Genomic DNA, 17,157 nt, shown 5'->3' on the forward strand with positions numbered 1-17,157 from the left:
CGGGTGAAGCGGTCAGTGGGCGTTGGTCGCGAAGAAGAACACCAGGAACGGCAGCAGGATCCACATGCCCAGGTGGACGTCCCGGAACCGGCCGGCCACCACCTTGATCAGCACGTACGCGGTCAGCGCCGCGGCGATGCCGTTGCCGAAGTTGCCCCAGAAGATCGTGCACGCCACCAGCAGCGTCGCCGGGACCGCCTCGGTCAGGTCGCTCAGGTCGACCTTCTGGAACCCGCGCATCATGCCGAGCCCGACCACCACCAGCACCGGCGCGGTCGCCGCCGACGGGATCATGGTGGCGAACGGCGTCAACAGCAGCAGAACGAGGAACAGCCCGGCGGTGGTCAGCGACGTCAGCCCGGTGCGCCCGCCCGCGTCGGACCCGGCCGCGGACTCGGCGTAGGTGGTGACCGACGGGGCGCCGACCAGCGAACCACCGGTGATGGCCAGCGAGTCGACCAGGAACGTCCGGTTGATGTCGGACTTCTGCCCGGCGCGCTCGGCCAGCCCGATCCGCTCGGTGACCGCGAGCACCACACCCGTCGCGGAGAACAGCTCCGAGGCGAAGAACGCGAACAGGTACTGCAGGTACTCCGGTCGCAGCGCGCCCCAGAGATCGATGTCGAAGGCGACCGGGCCGAGCCCGGCCGGGGCCTGGAACCAGTGGTCCGGCAGCTCCGTGACGCCCAGCGGGATGCCGATGACGGTGAGCACCACGATGCCGATCACGAAGGCGCCGGGCACCTTGCGCGCCTGCAGCGCCGCGACCAGGACGATGCCGCCCAGCGCGAGCAGCACCTCGGCCGAACCGAGGTCGCCGATCTCCAGGCCGCTCTTGGTCGGTTCGAGCATGCCGGAGAGCTTGAACCCGACGTAGACGATGAACAGGCCGATCGCGGTGCCGATGGCCTTGCGGATGTTGTCCGGGATGACCTTGGCGAGCAGACCTCGCAGCCCGAGCAGCGACAGCACGAGGATCGCCACGCCGGACCAGAACACCATGCCCATCGCCACCGGGTACGGCACGTGCTCCTGCTGGATCAACGTGGCGGCGACCAGCGCCGTGCCACCCAGGCCCGGCGCGAGCACGAACGGCATGTTCGCGAAGAAGCCGACCGCGGCCGTGGCCAGCACGATCGTCAGGATCGTGCCGGTGGTGGCCGCCTCGTGCGGCACCCCTGCCTTGGCGAGCATGCCGGGGATCACCACGACCGCGTAGGCCGAGGCGAAGAACATGCTCAACCCGGCCAGCAGTTCGGTGCGCACTGAACTGCCCCGCTCGGCCAGCCCGAACCAGCGGTCCAGCCGAGCCTGCTTCACATCGACCATCGGCAGCGACTCCCTGGTGAGGATTGCAAGCGCTTGCAGTGCAAGCGATTGCAGGGAGGTTAAGCAGCACGGTATGAAGGTGTCAAACAAGGTGAGGGAGGACTCGATGGCGCGGCTTGCCGACGTGGCCCGCAAGGCCGGGGTGTCGGTGGCGACCGCGTCGCGCGCGCTGGTGCGTCCGGAGATGGTCGCCGAGCGCACCCGGCAGCGGGTCCGGGACGCCGCGATCGAGCTCGGCTTCCGCTACCACCCGTCGGCCCAGGCCCTGGCGACCGGCCGGAGCCGACTGCTCGCGCTGCTGGTGCCGGACCTGACGAACCCCTTCTACGCACCGATCATCGCCGGGGCCCAGCGCGCCGCCGAAGGATCGGGCAACGACCTGCTGGTCGTGGTCACCGAAGAATCGCCGGAGCGCGAACGGCTGCTGATCGACCGGCTGCGCGACCGGGTGGACGGTTTCCTCGCGATCGCACCGCGCGGCGCGAGCTCGCTGTTCACCTCGCTGGACGTGCCCCTGGTGCTGGTCGACCGGCGGGTGCGCGGAGTGCCGTCGGTGGTCGTCGACACCCCGGGCGGGCTGGCCGAACTCGGCGCGCACCTGGCCGAGCTCGGACACCGGCGGATCGCCTACCTCGGTGGGCCGCGCGGATCGTGGGCCGACCCGCGGCGCTTGGAGGGGTTGCAGCGCGGGCTGGCGCACGAGGTGATCGCCTTCGGACCGCTGCCGCCGACTTTCGAAGCAGGCAGCGACATCGTCGACGAGCTGCTGTCGAGCGAATGCACCGCGGCAGTCGCCTACAACAGCGCGCTCTTCCTCGGCCTGCTGTACCGCTTGGCGCAGTTGGGCGTCCAGGTGCCCGAGGCGTTGAGCGTCTGCTGCGCGGACAACCTCGCCGGTCTCGGCCTGGCCGTCCCGGAAGCGACCGCGCTGCACGTTCCGGCCGAAGAAGCCGGCTCGTCGGCCGTCGAGATGGTGCTCGCCGCCGTCGACGGTCGATCGCCCGAACCGAGGCATCGTTCGGTGCCGGTGCAGCTGGTCATCGGGAAAACAACCGCCATGCCACGTTGAGCAGCCGAGCGCCAGGTGCGAATTCACCTGAAGTTCCGGGTTCAGCAGCCTCCGTCGTTACATTGCGTGCGCCGATGAGGTAAGAATTCACACGTGTGGACCAGCCCCAGATCCGTCGCCGAAGCGCTCGACCATGCCGACGCGCTCGCCGATCTGCGCGTCCGCTACGACCTGCCGCCCGGCCTGATCCGACTCGACGGCGACAGCGGCGGGCCGCTGCGCACCACCCCGGCCCGGCTGCGCCGGTTCGTCATGCACCGGCACGGCCCGCACACCGGGCGCCCGCTCGGTGAATCCGAGTGGCGGCGGGAAGCCCGTCTCGTCGCCATCGCGCTCGCCCCGCTGATCGGCGCCGCACCAAAGGAACTCACCGTCGGCGAATCGACGTCGATCAACCTGTTCAAGGCGCTGCTCGCGGCCGCCCGGCTGCGCCCCGGTCGCCGGATCCTGGCCGTGGGCCGGGATTGCTTCGCCGCGGACCGCTTCCTGGCGCAGTCCGCCGCCGACTTCATCGGTGGCCGCCTGCGCCTGTTCAACGACGTGTCCGAGCTCGCCGCGCTCCCGGCCGACGACGTGGCCGTCGTGGCGCTGTCGCACACCGACCTGCGCACCGGCGCGGTGCGCGATTCCGCGGCCATCACCGCCGAAATCCACCGCCGCGGTGCGCTGGCGCTGTGGGACCTGAGCCACTCGGCAGGCGCACTGCACGTCGACCTGCACGGCTGGCAGGCGGACTTCGCCATCGGTTGCGGGCACAAGTACCTCGGCGGCGGTGCCGGAGCACCGGCCTACTCCTACGTCGCCAGCCGCCACCGCGGCGCCTTCCCGGTGTGCACGACCGCCGGAGTGCTGCACCCGCTGGCGAACGGCTTCACCGGCTCGGCGTCGACGTTGTCGGTGTCCGAACTGCGCACCGGCCTGTCCCTGCTGGCGGGCATCGCCGTGGAGGAGCTGGCCGCGAAGACCGCGAGCCTCGTGAAGCTGTTCCTGGACCGCCTCGACAGCAACTGCGCGGACACCAGGATCGAGCTGCTCCGGCCGCCTGGCCCGCCCGGTGCCCAGGTCGTGCTCCGCCACGAGCGCGCCCAGCAGATCGCGAACGCTCTCTTCGACCGCGACATCGTCGTGGAGAACCCGGCCTCCGATCTGCTGCGCCTGCACTTCGCGCCGTCCTGGCTGCGCTACGTCGACGCCTGGGAAGCAGCCGAGCAGCTCCACTCGGCCCTCCACGACATCGCCTGATCGCTCGTCACTCACGATCCGTTCCGCGGCAACCGGTGCCGGGCACCAGCGAGACGGCGCTGGATACGACCTTGCTCGGAAGCCGCACCTGCGGATCCCACAGCGCGTAGCGGCCGTCGGCGTGCCCCAGGACCATGACCGGCCGGTCGAGAGGCGGTGGCGTTCCTTCGAAGGGAACGGGTTTGTCCCGCTCGACCGGTCGGATGCAGACCGAGGTGGGAACTGCACCGAACCACGGCAGGTGAGCCGCAGCGCGGTTCAGCGTGAGCGAGTACGCCTGGAATCCGGCGAACGGGATCAGCAGCACGGTCGAGAAGAGCAGAGCCAGCGCGAACGGTGCCGTACTCGCGGCGGAAGCTCCCATCCGCCGCACCGCACCCCAGGCCGCGACCACGAACACCAGCGCCAGCAGCAGCAAGCCCACTCCCACAGCACCGGAGAGCACGGTGTCCGCCAGCCCGACCTTGACGTCGACCGGCGCCAAGCCGAACGGAAGCAGGTAGATCGACAGCAGGTGATCGCCCACGAACGGGATCAAGACGGTCAAGCCCAACGGGATGACCCAGCCCAGGAACCGCCGCAACGATTCGCTGCTGACCGACCTCAACGCGATCGCACCGAAGAATCCGCAGAACAAGGCCATCACAACGGCTGCGACAGGCAGGAAGAAGACCGCGAGCCACTCGACCACGGCGAGCAGGCCGATGAAGCCGAGCATGCCGCTCACCACGTACAACGAGGCCAAACCCGCCGGCTCCAGGATCCCGTGCAACCGCCACAACGACCGCCGATCTGTCCGCTGCGCCACGACGTGAACGACGTGACCGGCTGCCCACGGCACGAGGGCCCCGGCAGCGGCGAGCATCCCACCAGGCCACAGCCAGCTCACCGATACCTGCGGCAATCCGGACGGAGGCAACAGGTTCCACAACGCCTGCAAGACGAAAGGCGCCACCGCCACAGCCATGATGCCCACCGCGAAGGCCTCGTCGACGTTCAAGGTCCTGCGGAACACCCGAGGCCGCTGGTGCGGAGCGTAGGAGAGCGACCACACCCGCTTCGCGAGGCCGTAGTGGCGATCCACCTCGGCCTGGTCAACGGTCGCCAGCACCGTCGTACCAGGACGCCGAGCACGCCCATCACGCCGCACCGCCCAAGCACGGTCGGGCGATCGAACCTCGATACCGGCATCGGGCTCGTCGATCGCGATCGGTCGTCCTCGCACGCCGACCGATGCGAGCGTGCCCCGGACCCTTCTGATCGCGATATCGCGGGCCGAATCCCGCATGCCGACCGCGGAAAGCTCGACCTCCACGAGCGGTGACTCCCAACCGAGTTCCGCGTGGCCGACTTCGCGAGTGGCCCACCGGCGACCGGTGCACGCATCGCGAAACCGCTCGACCTCGACTTCACCCGGGAGTTCGACCAAGACCCGGAACTCGTGCTCACCCAGCAGGAGCCGCCGCCCCAGGGTTCGAAAACTCATGGCTCGTCCCTATCAAGTGCCTCCCTCCCATTGAGTCGTTATGGCCGGAAACAAGCTCTTCGTCCGCTTCAAGAGGAAAGCTGGACGGTGAGCCGAATTCGGTGCGATGGTGAGCCGGTCAGTTTTCAGTTGTAGTTCGTCGGCGCCTGGTTGGTCGGTGGAGCGCGTCGGCGTACTCGCTCGTGCGGGTACGGCCGGCTTGCCACCAGGCATTGCTGCGTCCGTTCCCGATCGAGCCGGATCGGAAGGACGATCATGGACACCGACCCCTTCGACCTCACCTCCGAAAACCACTCGCCGGACCCGGAACGGGACACCGCACTGCTGCTCGACGGCTTCTTCGAGCACCTCGGCGCGACGCTCGCCGGACACCGCTTGCCCGCTGAGCTGCTCGGCCTCGTGCGGGAACGTCATGCGGAACTGCTGGTCACCAATCTCCCTTCTGCCGTCGACGACCTGGCCCGCCAGCACCTGCGGCTGACGTTGGCGCTGATCGCCGCTTTCGAGCTGCTCCGGCCGCCGCTCGGTTCGACGGCCGCTGTCGACGCGGTCCGGCGAGCCTTCGTCGAACCGTTCGGCTCCACCGTGCGCGAGGCGACCCGGGCGATGCTGGACGCCGCCGAAGACCCGTTCCGGGCCATGGTCGGCGTGGCACGCACCCGCGAAAACCAATACTACGGCGCCGCTTTCGAGTTCCGGCACGCCGCGGACGACGACCGGCACTTCCACCAGGACGTGCACCGGTGCTTCTACCAGGAAGTTCTCGCCGAGAACTCCGCGTCCGAACTGGGGCCGGTGCTCTGCGCCTTCGACGAGAGCTGGATCGGGGCCGTCGATCCGGCGGTGCACGGCTTCCGCTTCGAACGTGCCACCACGTTAGCGCTCGGCGGAGCCCACTGCCCCTTCCATTTCAGCCGGGAGAGCTAAGCCGAAAGGCCGGAAAACCTTGGCCTGCAAGCCGATCCGAGCGGCATGAAGGCTGGCCGAACGGCCGATCCGCGCGGTCGGTCCCGTCCGGCATCGTCGACATCGCACCCGGCGTGCAGGACCTATCCCCCACCCGGCGCGCCGGGTGCGCTCGGGGCGGCCACGCCCGCGTAGATCCGCTCCAGCTCGTCGTGCAGTCGGGCCGGGCGCACTTCGGTGGAGCGGAGCTGGCGGGTGGTGGTGCGCATGGTCGACACCAGGCGCTGGGCCTGCTGGAGGTCTTGGGGGTTGTCGCGGACCGCCTTCTCGGTGGCCGCGTCGACCACCCGCTCCAGCACGCTGATCGTCGGCCACCAGCGTTCGGCCTGCGGTGCTGTCGCGGGGTTCATCAGCTGCTGTTGGAGAGCCCCGCGGAGGTCGGCGAGCTGGCGGTAGGTGCGGCGGCGCAGTGCGGGGCGACCGTGCCGCACTCCGGCCAGCGACTGGGAGACGTACTCCGCCACCGCCGCGACGGCGTCGGCGAACCTGGTCTCCAGCTCCGGCCCGCGGTGCAACGGGCGGAGCAGGAAACCCACGGCCAGCACGATCGCGCACCCGACGAGGGTGTCGACCAGGCGGGCCACCGCGTGGAACTCCGCGCCCTGGTTCATCTGCAGCAGGACCAGGGCCGTCACGACCGCGCTGAACAGGCCGTAGTGGCGGTCGACCGCGACCGGCAGCTTGGCGGCCAGCAGGACGATGAACGGCAACGACCACCAACCGGGAGGTACTAGGGAGAGCAGCAAGAAGGCGATCAGGACACCGACGACGGTGCCGATGGCGCGCAGCACGGTGCGGGCGAAGACCGACCCGGAGTTCGGCTTGAGCACCAGCGCAGCGGTAAGTGCGATCCAGTACGGCTGGTCGAGGCCTGCGAGCAGGCCGACCCCCTCGGCCAGCGCCAGGCACAGCACCATCCGCAGCACCTGGGCCCAGGTCGATCGACCGAAGGTCAGACGCACGCGCTCGCGCTCACGGGACACCTCGGCTCGCTTGGCGATCCGGAACGCGCTGACCAGCTCGCCGATGCCTTGGTCGAGGGCCCGCGCCAGCGGTGAATCGGCGCTGCCCGGCTGGTAGGGCGGCGGCACCTCGCCGGTGCGCATGCAGCGGGCCAGCGTGCGCAGGGCTTCACGGGCGCGCGGCGGAGGACGTTCTCCTGCGTGTGCCAGGGAGACCGAGGCCTCCACGATCGGTGTGGCGTGGGTGTAGACGAGGTAGAGGCGGTCGCGCACGCGGCTGCGGGACATCGACCCGCCGCCGACCAGCACGTCGTGCGCGGTGTTCAGCGCCTTGGTCAGCTCCTGGCGCGCGGTCACCGGTGTCTCGGCGTCGAGCATGCGCAGCGTCGCGTCGAAGATCCTGGCGACGGCGCTGCGCGCAGGTGCCGTGCCGCGGAACGGCCACGTCGCCATGACCAGTGCGAACAGCAGCAGCTCGCCGACCGCGAACCAGGCGATCTGCTCGCCGGCCGGCAGGCTCGCCGACTGCTCACCGGTCGCGACGATGCAGAACGTCAGCATGTGCGCGCCGCCAGAGGACCACAGGTCGCCCATCCGGCTGGACAGGACCGACGGCACCGCCACCGCGAGCACGACGGCTGCCGCCCACCACGGGCCGGGTGCGGCGGCTCCGGCGGCGAACCCGAGCGCGCCGAGGACCACGGCCACTCCGACCCGGCGCAGCCGGTAGCGGTAGGAGCCGGTCACGTCCGAGAAGCTCGCGCACAGCGCGCCGATCGAGGCGAGGACCGCTTCCTCGATGCGGCCGGTGAGCAGCCCGACCAGCTGCGGCACGCCGATGCCCAGACCGACCGCGCAAACACGCGTCCAGTCGGCCGGGATGGGCATCGGACGCAGCTGCCGCAGCAACCAGTCCGGTAGGAGGAGGTGGCGCAGCGCTCGGCTCGTCAACACGCACCGCCCTTCGGGAGGAGGGGACACGCGCTCCACGCCGAGCGGCTGGGATCTGCGTTCGATTGTCGCGCGGTGCGGGCCGGCGCACCGCCGATCGACGCCCGCATCACACCGCGGGTTCGATCACACCCGCCGGAACAAGATTCACCCGAAAGCAGAACACCACGGGATGGAGGTCACCAAGAACGGGCCGGGCAGCGGCCAGCCGCCGGGAAGTCCTAAATGGACCTTCCGTTCAGGGTGGTCAGGATTCTCGTCGCGAGAGAGGTGATGATCAGCCAGAACAGCGCCGCCGCACCGTAGTTGAGGAGCACCTCGGCCTTCGGGTCCGCGGGCATGAACAGGTCCTGGAAGCCCAGTGCCAGCCAGTCCGCCCAGGACGCCACGAAGCGCGTGATGCCGTTGTCCGGGTTGGCGTTGCCGATCGTCAGGACGACGTGCACCGCCAGCAGCGCGGCAGCCGCCGTGCCGACCCACCGGACGACCGTGGTGAGCACCCGGAGCCCGCGGTGCCAGGCCCGGCGGACATCAGCGCGCCGCACACCGCCCTCGTGCGCCCCGGAGCCGACTTCTTCCGCCACGAACCCAGTGTGGCACGGAGAACGCGATCAGCCGAAGACCCGGCCGAGCAGTCCACCCACCAGCACCCAGAAACACGCGGCCAGGCCGTAGTCGAGCAACACCTGGAGCACCGGGAAGTCCACCGACAGCAGTCCGGGGAAGAACAGAGCCAGCGGCTCGGCGGCCTGCGCCACCGATCCGACGAACTTCCCGTCGCCGGCGAACCCGGTCAGGATGAACAGCAGGTGCATCACCAGCACCGCGGCGAACAGGAAGCCCGCGCCCTGGAACAAAACGGCGATCCCGCCGCTGCCCTTCTTCGCCGCCATCAACCCGCTCCCTTCGCGTGAGTCCGCTCTCACTCTGCCAGCTCCCGCGCAGCGGACCGACACCACCGCTCCCACGATGTGGAAAGGGTGGTTGCATGTTGGGCGGCCCTTGGGTTTAGCCTGGGTCCGTGGCTCGCGTTCTCCTGCTTCGCCGCCGCGACGGGGTCTGACCGACCGGCCCCTCGTCGCGGGGTTCGAACGCGCCGGTCGTCGGTCCAGACCCGGAAACCGTGCAGGAGATCCACTCGCATGAGCAACACTTCCCCCGAACCGCAGGCCTCGTTCGCCGACCGGGTGCGCAAGCCGTCCCGCCCCGCGCCCGCCGACCAGCAGCCGTGGAACCCGCAGCAGGGCAGCTCGATGCCGCACCACCGCTACCGCCCGTTCCACGAACTGGTCGAGAACGTCTCGCTGCCGGACCGGACCTGGCCGGACAACCGGATCACCCGGGCCCCGCTGTGGTGCGCCGTCGACCTGCGCGACGGCAACCAGGCGCTGATCGACCCGATGTCGCCCGCCCGCAAGCGCCGCATGTTCGACCTGCTGGTGCAGATGGGCTTCAAGGAGATCGAGGTCGGATTCCCGGCGGCCAGCCAGACCGACTACGACTTCGTCCGGGAGATCATCGAGGACGGCGCGATCCCCGAGGACGTGCGCATCCAGGTGCTCACCCAGTGCCGCCCGGAGCTGATCGAGCGCACCTTCCAGTCCCTGGAGGGCGCGCCGCAGGCGATCGTGCACATCTACAACTCGACCTCGATCCTGCAGCGCCGCGTGGTGTTCCGGGAGGAGCGCGAGGGCATCAAGAAGATCGCCACCTCGGCCGCTGAGATGACGCTGGAGCTGGCGGGCAAGTACTCCGACACCGACTTCCGCTTCCAGTACTCGCCGGAGTCCTACACCGGCACCGAGCTGTCCTACGCCGCCGAGGTGTGCGACGCGGTCACCGAGATCTGGCAGCCGACCCCGGAGCGGCCGGTGATCCTGAACCTGCCCGCCACCGTCGAGATGGCCACGCCGAACGTCTACGCCGACTCCATCGAGTGGATGCACCGCAACCTGGCCCGCCGCGACTCGGTGATCCTGTCGCTGCACCCGCACAACGACCGCGGCACCGGCATCGCCGCCGCCGAGCTGGGCTACCAGGCCGGGGCGGACCGGATCGAGGGCTGCCTGTTCGGCAACGGCGAGCGCACCGGCAACGTCGACCTGGTGGCGCTGGGCATGAACCTGTTCAGCCAGGGCATCGACCCGCAGATCGACTTCTCCGACATCGACTTCATCAAGCGCACCGTCGAGCACTGCAACCAGCTGCCGGTGCACGAGCGGCACCCGTGGGGCGGCGAGCTGGTCTACACCGCCTTCTCCGGCAGCCACCAGGACGCCATCAACAAGGGCCTGGACGCGCTGCGCGACGAGGCGAGCAAGGCCGGTGTCCCGGTGGACGACCACCCGTGGGAGGTCCCGTACCTGCCGATCGACCCGAAGGACGTGGGCCGCACCTACGAGGCGGTCATCCGGGTCAACTCGCAGTCCGGCAAGGGTGGCGTCGCCTACATCATGAAGACCGAGCACCAGCTGGACCTGCCGCGCAAGCTGCAGATCGAGTTCTCCAAGGTGGTGCAGGCGCGCACCGACTCCGCGGGCGGCGAGGTCAGCCCGACCGAGATGTGGGACGCCTTCGCCGCGGAGTACCTGGACGCCACCGCGCCGGTGAAGCTGGTGCGGCAGCGGGTCGCCGGGGAGGACGGCAACGAGACCATCACCGCGACCGTGGTCGTGGACGGTGAGGAGCAGGAGATCACCGGCACGGGCAACGGCCCGGTGTCGGCGTTCGTGGACGCGCTGAGCAGCATCGGCTACGACGTGCGGGTCATGGACTACAACGAGCACGCGCTGACCGCCGGCGACGACGCCCGGGCCGCGGCGTACCTGGAGTGCGCGGTGGGCGACAAGATCTTCTGGGGCGTCGGCGTGGACACCTCGACGATCACCGCGATGCTGCGCGCGGTGGTATCCGCGGTGAACCGCGCGAACCGCTGACCGACTACACGAACGGCCTGCTCGCCTCGGTGGTGAGCAGGCCGTTCATTTTCTCCACAGGCCTGTGGAGAACTGTGCACAGGCTGTGGACAACTTGGGGAGAAGTTGGGGACGGATCGTCCGACCCGATGTTCGGCACGGCGCTCCACCAGCGGTGATACCGGGAAGCGCCCTCGTCGAGGTGGACCGTCACGGAACCTTCGCGTCGGTGTCGACCTGATCCTGTTCGTCGGCTTCGTCCGCCTTCTCCGCACGACGGCGCACCACGCGCACGATCAGCCAGCCGATCACCACCGTGACCAGCAGGGCGATCCAGGAGAACCGGTGGAACCACTGCCCCGCGACCAGGCCGAACACGTACGACAGGGTGGTCACCGTGCCCGCCCAGGCGATGCCGCCGGTCGCGTTCGCGATCAGGAACTTGCGGTACGGCATGCCGAGGATGCCGGCCAGCGGACCGGCCAGGATGCGCAGCAGCGCGACGAACCGCCCGCCGAACACCGCCCAGGCGCCCCAGCGGTCGAACATCCGCTCGGCCTGCCGCACCGGCTTCGGCCCGAAGTGCTTCGGCAGCTTGCGCCCGAGCCAGCCCAGCAGGTTCCGCCCGTAGCGCTTGCCGACCGCGTAGCCGACCGAATCGCCGATGATCGCCCCGCTCGCCGCGACGACGCCGAGCGCGATCGGGTTGACGATGCCCTGCGAGGCGGCGACACCCGCGCTGACCAGCATGATCTCGCCGGGCAGTGGGATCCCCACGCTCTCCAGGCCGATGATCAACCCCACCACCAGGTAGATCACCCCTGGTGGGATCGAGTCCAGCAGTTCGATCATCGAGGTCCGTTCCGGGTCGGGTTCCGCGCGGTCGTCGAGGCTGCGACCGGCCACCGGCCAGAGTACGTATCCGCAGCAGGCGCCGTCGCCGGGAACCTGGCTTCCGAGCACACGTCTGGCGCGGTCGCGCGTCGAGTGTGACCGTAACCACACGGAGCACCCGCTTGCGAATGTCCGCAGGGGGAGGGCATTTTGCGCATCATCGGCATTCGGCACATACCGGTCGTCGTGCCGTTCCGCGACGCGGAGCAGTGGCCGCCCGGACGGCGCGGCCTGGTCAGCGTGCTGATCGAGATCGACACCGACGAGGGGATCACCGGCATCGGCGAGGCTCCGGCGCACCCGTCGGCGGACATCGTGCTCGCCGTGCTGCGCTCGGTCGAGCGCTTCGCCATCGGCGAGGACCCGTTCCGCACCGAGCGCATCGCGCGGCTCGGCGAGGTGGTCGGCACCTGGCACGCGGTGGGCACCACCAGCCCCGCACTGGCAGCCATCGACATGGCCTGCTGGGACATCGTCGGCAAGGCCTGCGGCCAACCGCTGGTCAACCTCTTCGGCGGTGCGCTGCGCGAGGACGTCGAATACCTGCACCAGATCCCGCCCGGCCCGCCGGACCGGATGCGGGACCTGGCCGCGCTGGGTGCCGCTGCCGGCTCCGAGAGCTTCCACGTGCAGGTCGGCGCCGACCTCGACACCGACGTGGAGCGGGTCGCGGCCGTCCGGGACGGCATCGGACCTGGCCGGTCGATCCGCGTCGACGCAGGCGAAGCCTGGTCGCCCGCGACGGCGTTGCGGGCGCTGCGCGCCTTGGCTCCCTACGGCATCGAGTTCGCCGGGCAACCGGTGTCCGCCCGCAACATCCCGGAGATGGCCCGCCTCCGCGCGCACACCGGGACTCCGCTGCTCGCGGGCCCGCTGTGCCGCGCCCAGCAGCTCGAGGTGATCCGGCACGGCGCGGCCGACGCGATCTCGGCGGACAACGCGCTGGACGGCGGCCTGCTGAACCTGAAGCGCTCGGCGGGCATCTGCCAGGCGGCGGGCCTCCCGATCGTCAAGCACAGCCTCGGCGAGCTGGGCGTGGCCACCTGCGCGGCGGCGCACCTGATCGCGGCCACCCCGGGCTTCGACCACGCCAACCAGTCCTACCGCGCGCTGCTGTCCGATGACGTGCTCGAAGGCGGCCCGCTGCCGCACCGCAACGGCAGGCTGCGGATCCCGGACGCGCCGGGCATCGGCGTCGAGCTGGACCGCGACCGCCTGGCCCGCTACGCGGAGCTGCACCAGACCGCGGGCGAGGAGTTCGAGCCCGGGCTCTGAAGCGGGCGGGTCATACTGCGGTCGTAGTCGATGACCACTGGAATCAACGTCCAGACCGGCCAACACACTCGACCAAAGACGGTACTGCGCGCGCCGTCCGTTCGGCAGCATGTTGTTACGTCGCGGGATGCCGAGCGACGCCCCTGGGGAACGGGGTCAGGGGGACGGGCCGGAGGGGCGGGGGAACAACGTCGGGGACCGGCCCTCCCTCTGCATCCGTCTCGCCGCCCGCGGAACCGGCGGTGGCACCACTGATCGAACGGCGGTGACACCCGCTCGGACGAGGTGCAGTGCCGCGAGGCGGGGGTCAGGTTCAAAGCGGTAGGTGGCTGGTTTTGGGGTGCAGCGATTTCAATTGAAATTGGCTTGGTCGCGCTTTCGGCGGAGGCCGCGGTGCCGAGCAGCCAATTTCAAGTGAAATCGCAGAGGTTCGTCACCGAGGTCGTGGGGGAGCTGGCGCGGCGGGACTGAGGTCGTTGTGGCGGCGTCAGTTTCTCTTGGAATTGGATCCGGAACCGACCGCGCCTGTACACCGAAAGCAAGGGCGAAGGACCCATCGCCGCGCGGTGACATCGCGGATCTTGCTCTTGAGGACTCCTGCTGGAAGATTCGGTGACCGATCCGATCACTCTGGTCCCGGGAGCTGGCGCATGGGCGAGCAGAAGGACCGGATGCTGCGCGGTGAGTGGTACCTCGACGACCCGGAGCTGGTCGCGGATAGGAAGCGCTGCTGGCGGGTGCTCGACAGGTTCAACGCGACCGGCGCCGACGACGACGCCGAGCGCCGTCGGCTCTTGGAATCGCTGTTCGCCGAGTTCGGCCCAGGCGCCTGCGTCCTGCCGCGCTTCCTGTGCAGCTACGGCTCGCAGATCAGCATCGGCGCCAACAGCTTCGTCAACAACGACGCCCTCTTCATGGACGACGCCGCGATCTCAATCGGCGAGGACGTCCGGATCGGCCCGCGCGCGCAGTTTCTCACCGCCCTGCACCCGCTGGAGGAGCACGAACGGCGCCGCGCCGGGTGGGAGCGCCCCGAACCCATCACGATCGGCGACAACGCCTGGCTCGGTGGCGGCGTGATCGTCTGCCCCGGCGTCAGCATCGGCGCGGACGCGGTCGTCGGGGCGGGAAGCGTGGTCGTCCGCGATGTTCCTGAGCGCGTGTTCGCCGCGGGCAACGCGGCTCGGGTGATCCGGCAGCTCTGAGCGCGCGGCGTTCGGGTTGTCGTGCTGGGCGAGGCGTGTGAAGTTGCGGTGGTCTCCGTTGCCCGGACCACCCGATCGGTGTACCGAACTTGATGATGGGTGGTGCACGGGGTTCAGTCAGGCACCGGAAGACAGCAGTGCCGAGGTGAACATGTGGCCGATCGAAGACCCGTGCGAGCAGTTGCGGTGGCGCATCCCGTGCCGACCGCCCGCGACCGGGAGCGTGTCCGTGCTGGTGGTGGGTGATCGGGTCGCCGTCGTGCTGCCGCCCGGGGAAACGCTGGTGTTCACCGCGGACGAGGCCGACGGGCTCGCCGCGCTGCTGGACAAGGCCGTCGGGTTCGTGACGAACCGGTAGGAGGGTGCCGCGTGGGACTGATCGACACCGACCTCAGCTTCGATCCGCGCGACCCCTACTTCCCCGCTCCCGGCGCGACCGGCGTCGAATGGGCACTGCAGGTGTTCACCACCACCAATGGATACGGCCTCGACGCCGGCGCCCGGCTCAGCGATGACCGGCGGCACCTGCGCGCCGACCGGTACTCCCGGCTCGGCCAGCAGCAGCCGGTGGAGGCCGGTTCGGTCGACGTCGAGGTCAGCGACAGCGGCGGCGTGCTCCAGTGGTCGATCACGGCCCGCCACGCCGAGCCGATCAAGTCCGTCAAGCTGCTGCTGCGCGGTCTGCCGCCCGATCAGCTGCGCGCCGGGTGGTGGGCGCCGAACACCGGTCGCGGCTGGGCGCACGGCGTCAACGGCCAGCGGTTCCAGCTCGAATACCCGGGCCCGGACTGGGCGACGCCGTGGGTGGCCGCGGGCACCGAGCAGAGCGGGTTCGTCCTCAGCGTCCGGGATCCGCTGGTGCGGCGGCAGATCCTGCACGTCCACCAGCCGCGCTACGCGCCGGGTCCGATCGCGGAGCTGGTGCACCTGCCGATGGCCAGCGCGCGCCGGAGCAGCTACCAGGTCCCGCCGATCCGCCTCCGGCTCGGCACCGACGCGCGGACCGCGGACGCCGACCTCGACGAGCACATGGCCTTCGTGGAGCGCGTCCACGACCTGCGGCCCTGGAGCACCCGCCCGGACGTGCCGGCGTGGATGCGCGACATCGCGCTGGTGGTGACGCTGCACGGCCAGCACTGGACGGGTTACGTGTTCAACACGTTCCCGCGGATGGCCGAGGCGCTGGGGTTCGTCGCGCAGCACATCGAACCGCACCGCGTGCTGGCGTACCTGCCGGGCTGGGAGGGCCGCTACTACTACGCCTACCCGCAGTACCGCCCCGGTGAGGACATGGGCGGCGCCGAGGGATTCGCCGCGCTCACCCGCACCGCGCGGGAGCTGGGCGTGCGGCTGATGCCGATGTACGGCGGGCACGGCGCGAACGTCGTCCAGTACCCGCCGTGGGAGCAGGCCGTGCTGCGCAACGACACCGACCGGTACGTGGAGCTGCTGAACCGGCCGGACTGGGACGGCGACCGGGTCGGCGAGGGCGATCAGGTGTTCCTCAACCCCGGTGAACCGCGGTTCCGCGAGCACCTGGTGGAGTCGATCTCCGCGACGGTGCGCGACTTCGGCGTCGATGCGGCGTTCCTGGACACCCTCGGCTTCTGGTTCAACGACCCGCGCCACGACGTGGTCGACGGCTACCGGCAGCTGGTCGGCGAGCTGCGCGACCGCCACCCGGAGCTGGTGCTGGCGGTGGAGGGCTGGTGGGACGCCCTGTCGGCGGTCTTCCCGCTGAGCCAGCAGTGGTACGGCATGGATCGCGACCTGCGCGCTCCCCGCGTGCTCACGCGCTACGCCCGCACCACCGCCCACCTCGCGGAGGGCACTCCCGGCCCGGGCAGCACGGGCGTGCACGAGAAGGGCTTCCTGCACCGCCCGGCCGACGTCTTCCACGAGGGCCACATCCCGGTCGTCGGCATCGTGGACACGACGCTGCCCGCCCAGGCCGACGAGGTCGCCGCGATCTGCCGCTGGGCCGCCGAGCACGCCCCGAGGTAGCGCGCGGCGTCGTCGACGCGTGTTACGAGATCCGGACATCGTCCCAACGCCGCCAAGACATCCGCTCGCGAGCATCGAGTGCACGAGACGCCGAGCGAACGATCGGAGGCGGTCGAGCATGAAGCACAACATCATCGAGCGGGGCACCTTCGCGTCCTCGGAGTGACGCCCTGATCGTCACCGGGTGGGTCTTCGACCTGCCCCGGTCGAGAACACCGGCCGACCGATCGGTCGCCGCATCGCGCTAAGCCCAGCCCGCTTCCACCGACCGCCGGCATTCCTCCGGATCGTCGCCCGCGCTGACGAACAGCGCGGTCAGCATGGGCACCGCGTCGGCGAGCACCTGCTGCGGCAGCGGGCCGGTGGTGACCAGCGAGGCGAGCCCGTGGCCGATCACCCAGCCCTGCCTCGCCAACCGCGCGGAATCGACGTCGGCCCGGAAGCGGCCGATCTCCTTCGCCCGGTCGGCGGCGCGCACGAGGCTGTGCAGGGTCTCGTCCGCGGCGGCGGCGTCCTCGAGCTCGAAGCCCGCGTCGAACATGACCCGGTAGAGGTCGGGGTTCTCGACGGCGTTGGCCGCGTAGGCGGCGCCCAGCGCGGCGAGGTCGCGCACCGGGTCCGAGGTCGTCGGCACTTCGGAGAGCTTGGCCGCGAGGCGGGTGAAGCCCTCCTGCCGCAGCGATTTCCACAGGCCGTCCATGCCGCCGAAGTAGGTGTAGACGGCCATCGTCGACACACCGGTGCCCTCGACCAGCGCGCGGAGCGTGACCGGCTGCCGGGTGCGGAGCATGTGCGCGGCCCGTTCCAGCAGCCGGGCGCGAACCTCGGGATCCTTCGCCCTCGCCATGGCACCAGATTA

Annotated in this window: 15 protein-coding genes; 8 read left to right on the top strand and 7 right to left on the bottom strand. The window is 70.2% G+C overall.

The genetic code is table 11. The annotated features are described in order from the left end of the window. Positions 1–12: 12 nt before the first annotated feature. Positions 13–1,329, bottom strand: a complete 1,317-nt coding sequence (locus tag C4T78_RS21080) for an NCS2 family permease (protein ID WP_093356176.1) — start codon at positions 1,327–1,329, stop codon at positions 13–15. A gap of 106 nt (positions 1,330–1,435) precedes the next feature. On the opposite strand from C4T78_RS21080, the gene C4T78_RS21085 reads away from it, so the two are divergent. Together C4T78_RS21085 and C4T78_RS21090 are read left to right on the top strand one after the other, a co-directional pair. After that, positions 1,436–2,398 (top strand): LacI family DNA-binding transcriptional regulator, encoded by a 963-nt coding sequence (locus C4T78_RS21085; RefSeq protein ID WP_177247712.1) that lies wholly within the window; start codon positions 1,436–1,438, stop codon positions 2,396–2,398. A gap of 93 nt (positions 2,399–2,491) precedes the next feature. After that, the gene (locus C4T78_RS21090) at positions 2,492–3,640 is read left to right on the top strand and encodes an aminotransferase class V-fold PLP-dependent enzyme (RefSeq protein WP_093356178.1); all 1,149 of its coding nucleotides are present in this window, start codon (positions 2,492–2,494) and stop codon (positions 3,638–3,640) included. A gap of 7 nt (positions 3,641–3,647) precedes the next feature. On the opposite strand, the gene C4T78_RS21095 is transcribed toward C4T78_RS21090, so the two are convergent. Further along, the gene (locus tag C4T78_RS21095; RefSeq protein ID WP_093356179.1) at positions 3,648–4,751 is read right to left on the bottom strand and encodes a hypothetical protein; all 1,104 of its coding nucleotides are present in this window, start codon (positions 4,749–4,751) and stop codon (positions 3,648–3,650) included. A gap of 630 nt (positions 4,752–5,381) precedes the next feature. Between C4T78_RS21095 and C4T78_RS21100 the strand changes: the two genes are divergently transcribed. Continuing rightward, positions 5,382–6,053, top strand: coding sequence for an L-2-amino-thiazoline-4-carboxylic acid hydrolase (locus C4T78_RS21100; protein WP_093356181.1), 672 nt, complete (start codon positions 5,382–5,384; stop codon positions 6,051–6,053). 122 nt (positions 6,054–6,175) lie between these two features. On the opposite strand, the gene C4T78_RS21105 is transcribed toward C4T78_RS21100, so the two are convergent. From C4T78_RS21105 to C4T78_RS21115, 3 genes are all read right to left on the bottom strand, one after another. Beyond that, positions 6,176–8,008, bottom strand: coding sequence for an FUSC family protein (locus tag C4T78_RS21105; RefSeq protein ID WP_235863710.1), 1,833 nt, complete (start codon positions 8,006–8,008; stop codon positions 6,176–6,178). A 218-nt stretch (positions 8,009–8,226) separates the two neighbouring features. Next, positions 8,227–8,589, bottom strand: a complete 363-nt coding sequence (locus C4T78_RS21110) for a hypothetical protein (protein WP_093356182.1) — start codon at positions 8,587–8,589, stop codon at positions 8,227–8,229. A 27-nt stretch (positions 8,590–8,616) separates the two neighbouring features. Continuing rightward, on the bottom strand, positions 8,617–8,898 hold the full coding sequence (locus C4T78_RS21115) for a hypothetical protein (protein ID WP_093158091.1): 282 nt from the start codon (positions 8,896–8,898) through the stop codon (positions 8,617–8,619). A 249-nt stretch (positions 8,899–9,147) separates the two neighbouring features. Here C4T78_RS21115 and leuA point away from each other — a divergent pair, with 249 nt between their 5' ends. Beyond that, complete coding sequence (gene leuA / locus C4T78_RS21120) at positions 9,148–10,941, top strand: 2-isopropylmalate synthase (protein ID WP_093356183.1); 1,794 nt, start codon at positions 9,148–9,150, stop codon at positions 10,939–10,941. Between the two features lie 189 nt (positions 10,942–11,130). Here the strand turns inward: leuA and C4T78_RS21130 are convergent, their stop codons facing one another. Next, complete coding sequence (locus tag C4T78_RS21130) at positions 11,131–11,772, bottom strand: DedA family protein (protein ID WP_093356324.1); 642 nt, start codon at positions 11,770–11,772, stop codon at positions 11,131–11,133. A 192-nt stretch (positions 11,773–11,964) separates the two neighbouring features. Here C4T78_RS21130 and C4T78_RS21135 point away from each other — a divergent pair, with 192 nt between their 5' ends. The 4 genes from C4T78_RS21135 (at position 11,965) to C4T78_RS21150 (ending at position 16,298) form a co-directional block, all read left to right on the top strand. Beyond that, a complete protein-coding gene (locus tag C4T78_RS21135) occupies positions 11,965–13,089 on the top strand; it encodes a mandelate racemase/muconate lactonizing enzyme family protein (RefSeq protein ID WP_093356184.1) in 1,125 nt (374 codons plus the stop codon). A 650-nt stretch (positions 13,090–13,739) separates the two neighbouring features. Then, positions 13,740–14,294: a sugar O-acetyltransferase gene (locus tag C4T78_RS21140; RefSeq protein ID WP_093356186.1), complete on the top strand. Its 555-nt coding sequence runs from the start codon at positions 13,740–13,742 to the stop codon at positions 14,292–14,294. Between the two features lie 151 nt (positions 14,295–14,445). Next, positions 14,446–14,652: a hypothetical protein gene (locus C4T78_RS21145; RefSeq protein ID WP_235863711.1), complete on the top strand. Its 207-nt coding sequence runs from the start codon at positions 14,446–14,448 to the stop codon at positions 14,650–14,652. Between the two features lie 11 nt (positions 14,653–14,663). Further along, the gene (locus C4T78_RS21150) at positions 14,664–16,298 is read left to right on the top strand and encodes an alpha-amylase family protein (RefSeq protein ID WP_093356188.1); all 1,635 of its coding nucleotides are present in this window, start codon (positions 14,664–14,666) and stop codon (positions 16,296–16,298) included. A 244-nt stretch (positions 16,299–16,542) separates the two neighbouring features. Here C4T78_RS21150 and C4T78_RS21155 read toward each other — a convergent pair whose 3' ends face one another. After that, positions 16,543–17,145: a TetR/AcrR family transcriptional regulator gene (locus tag C4T78_RS21155; RefSeq protein ID WP_093356189.1), complete on the bottom strand. Its 603-nt coding sequence runs from the start codon at positions 17,143–17,145 to the stop codon at positions 16,543–16,545. Positions 17,146–17,157: the final 12 nt, after the last annotated feature.

It is taken from the genome of Saccharopolyspora kobensis (assembly GCF_900108315.1).
GTDB lineage: Bacteria > Actinomycetota > Actinomycetes > Mycobacteriales > Pseudonocardiaceae > Saccharopolyspora > Saccharopolyspora kobensis.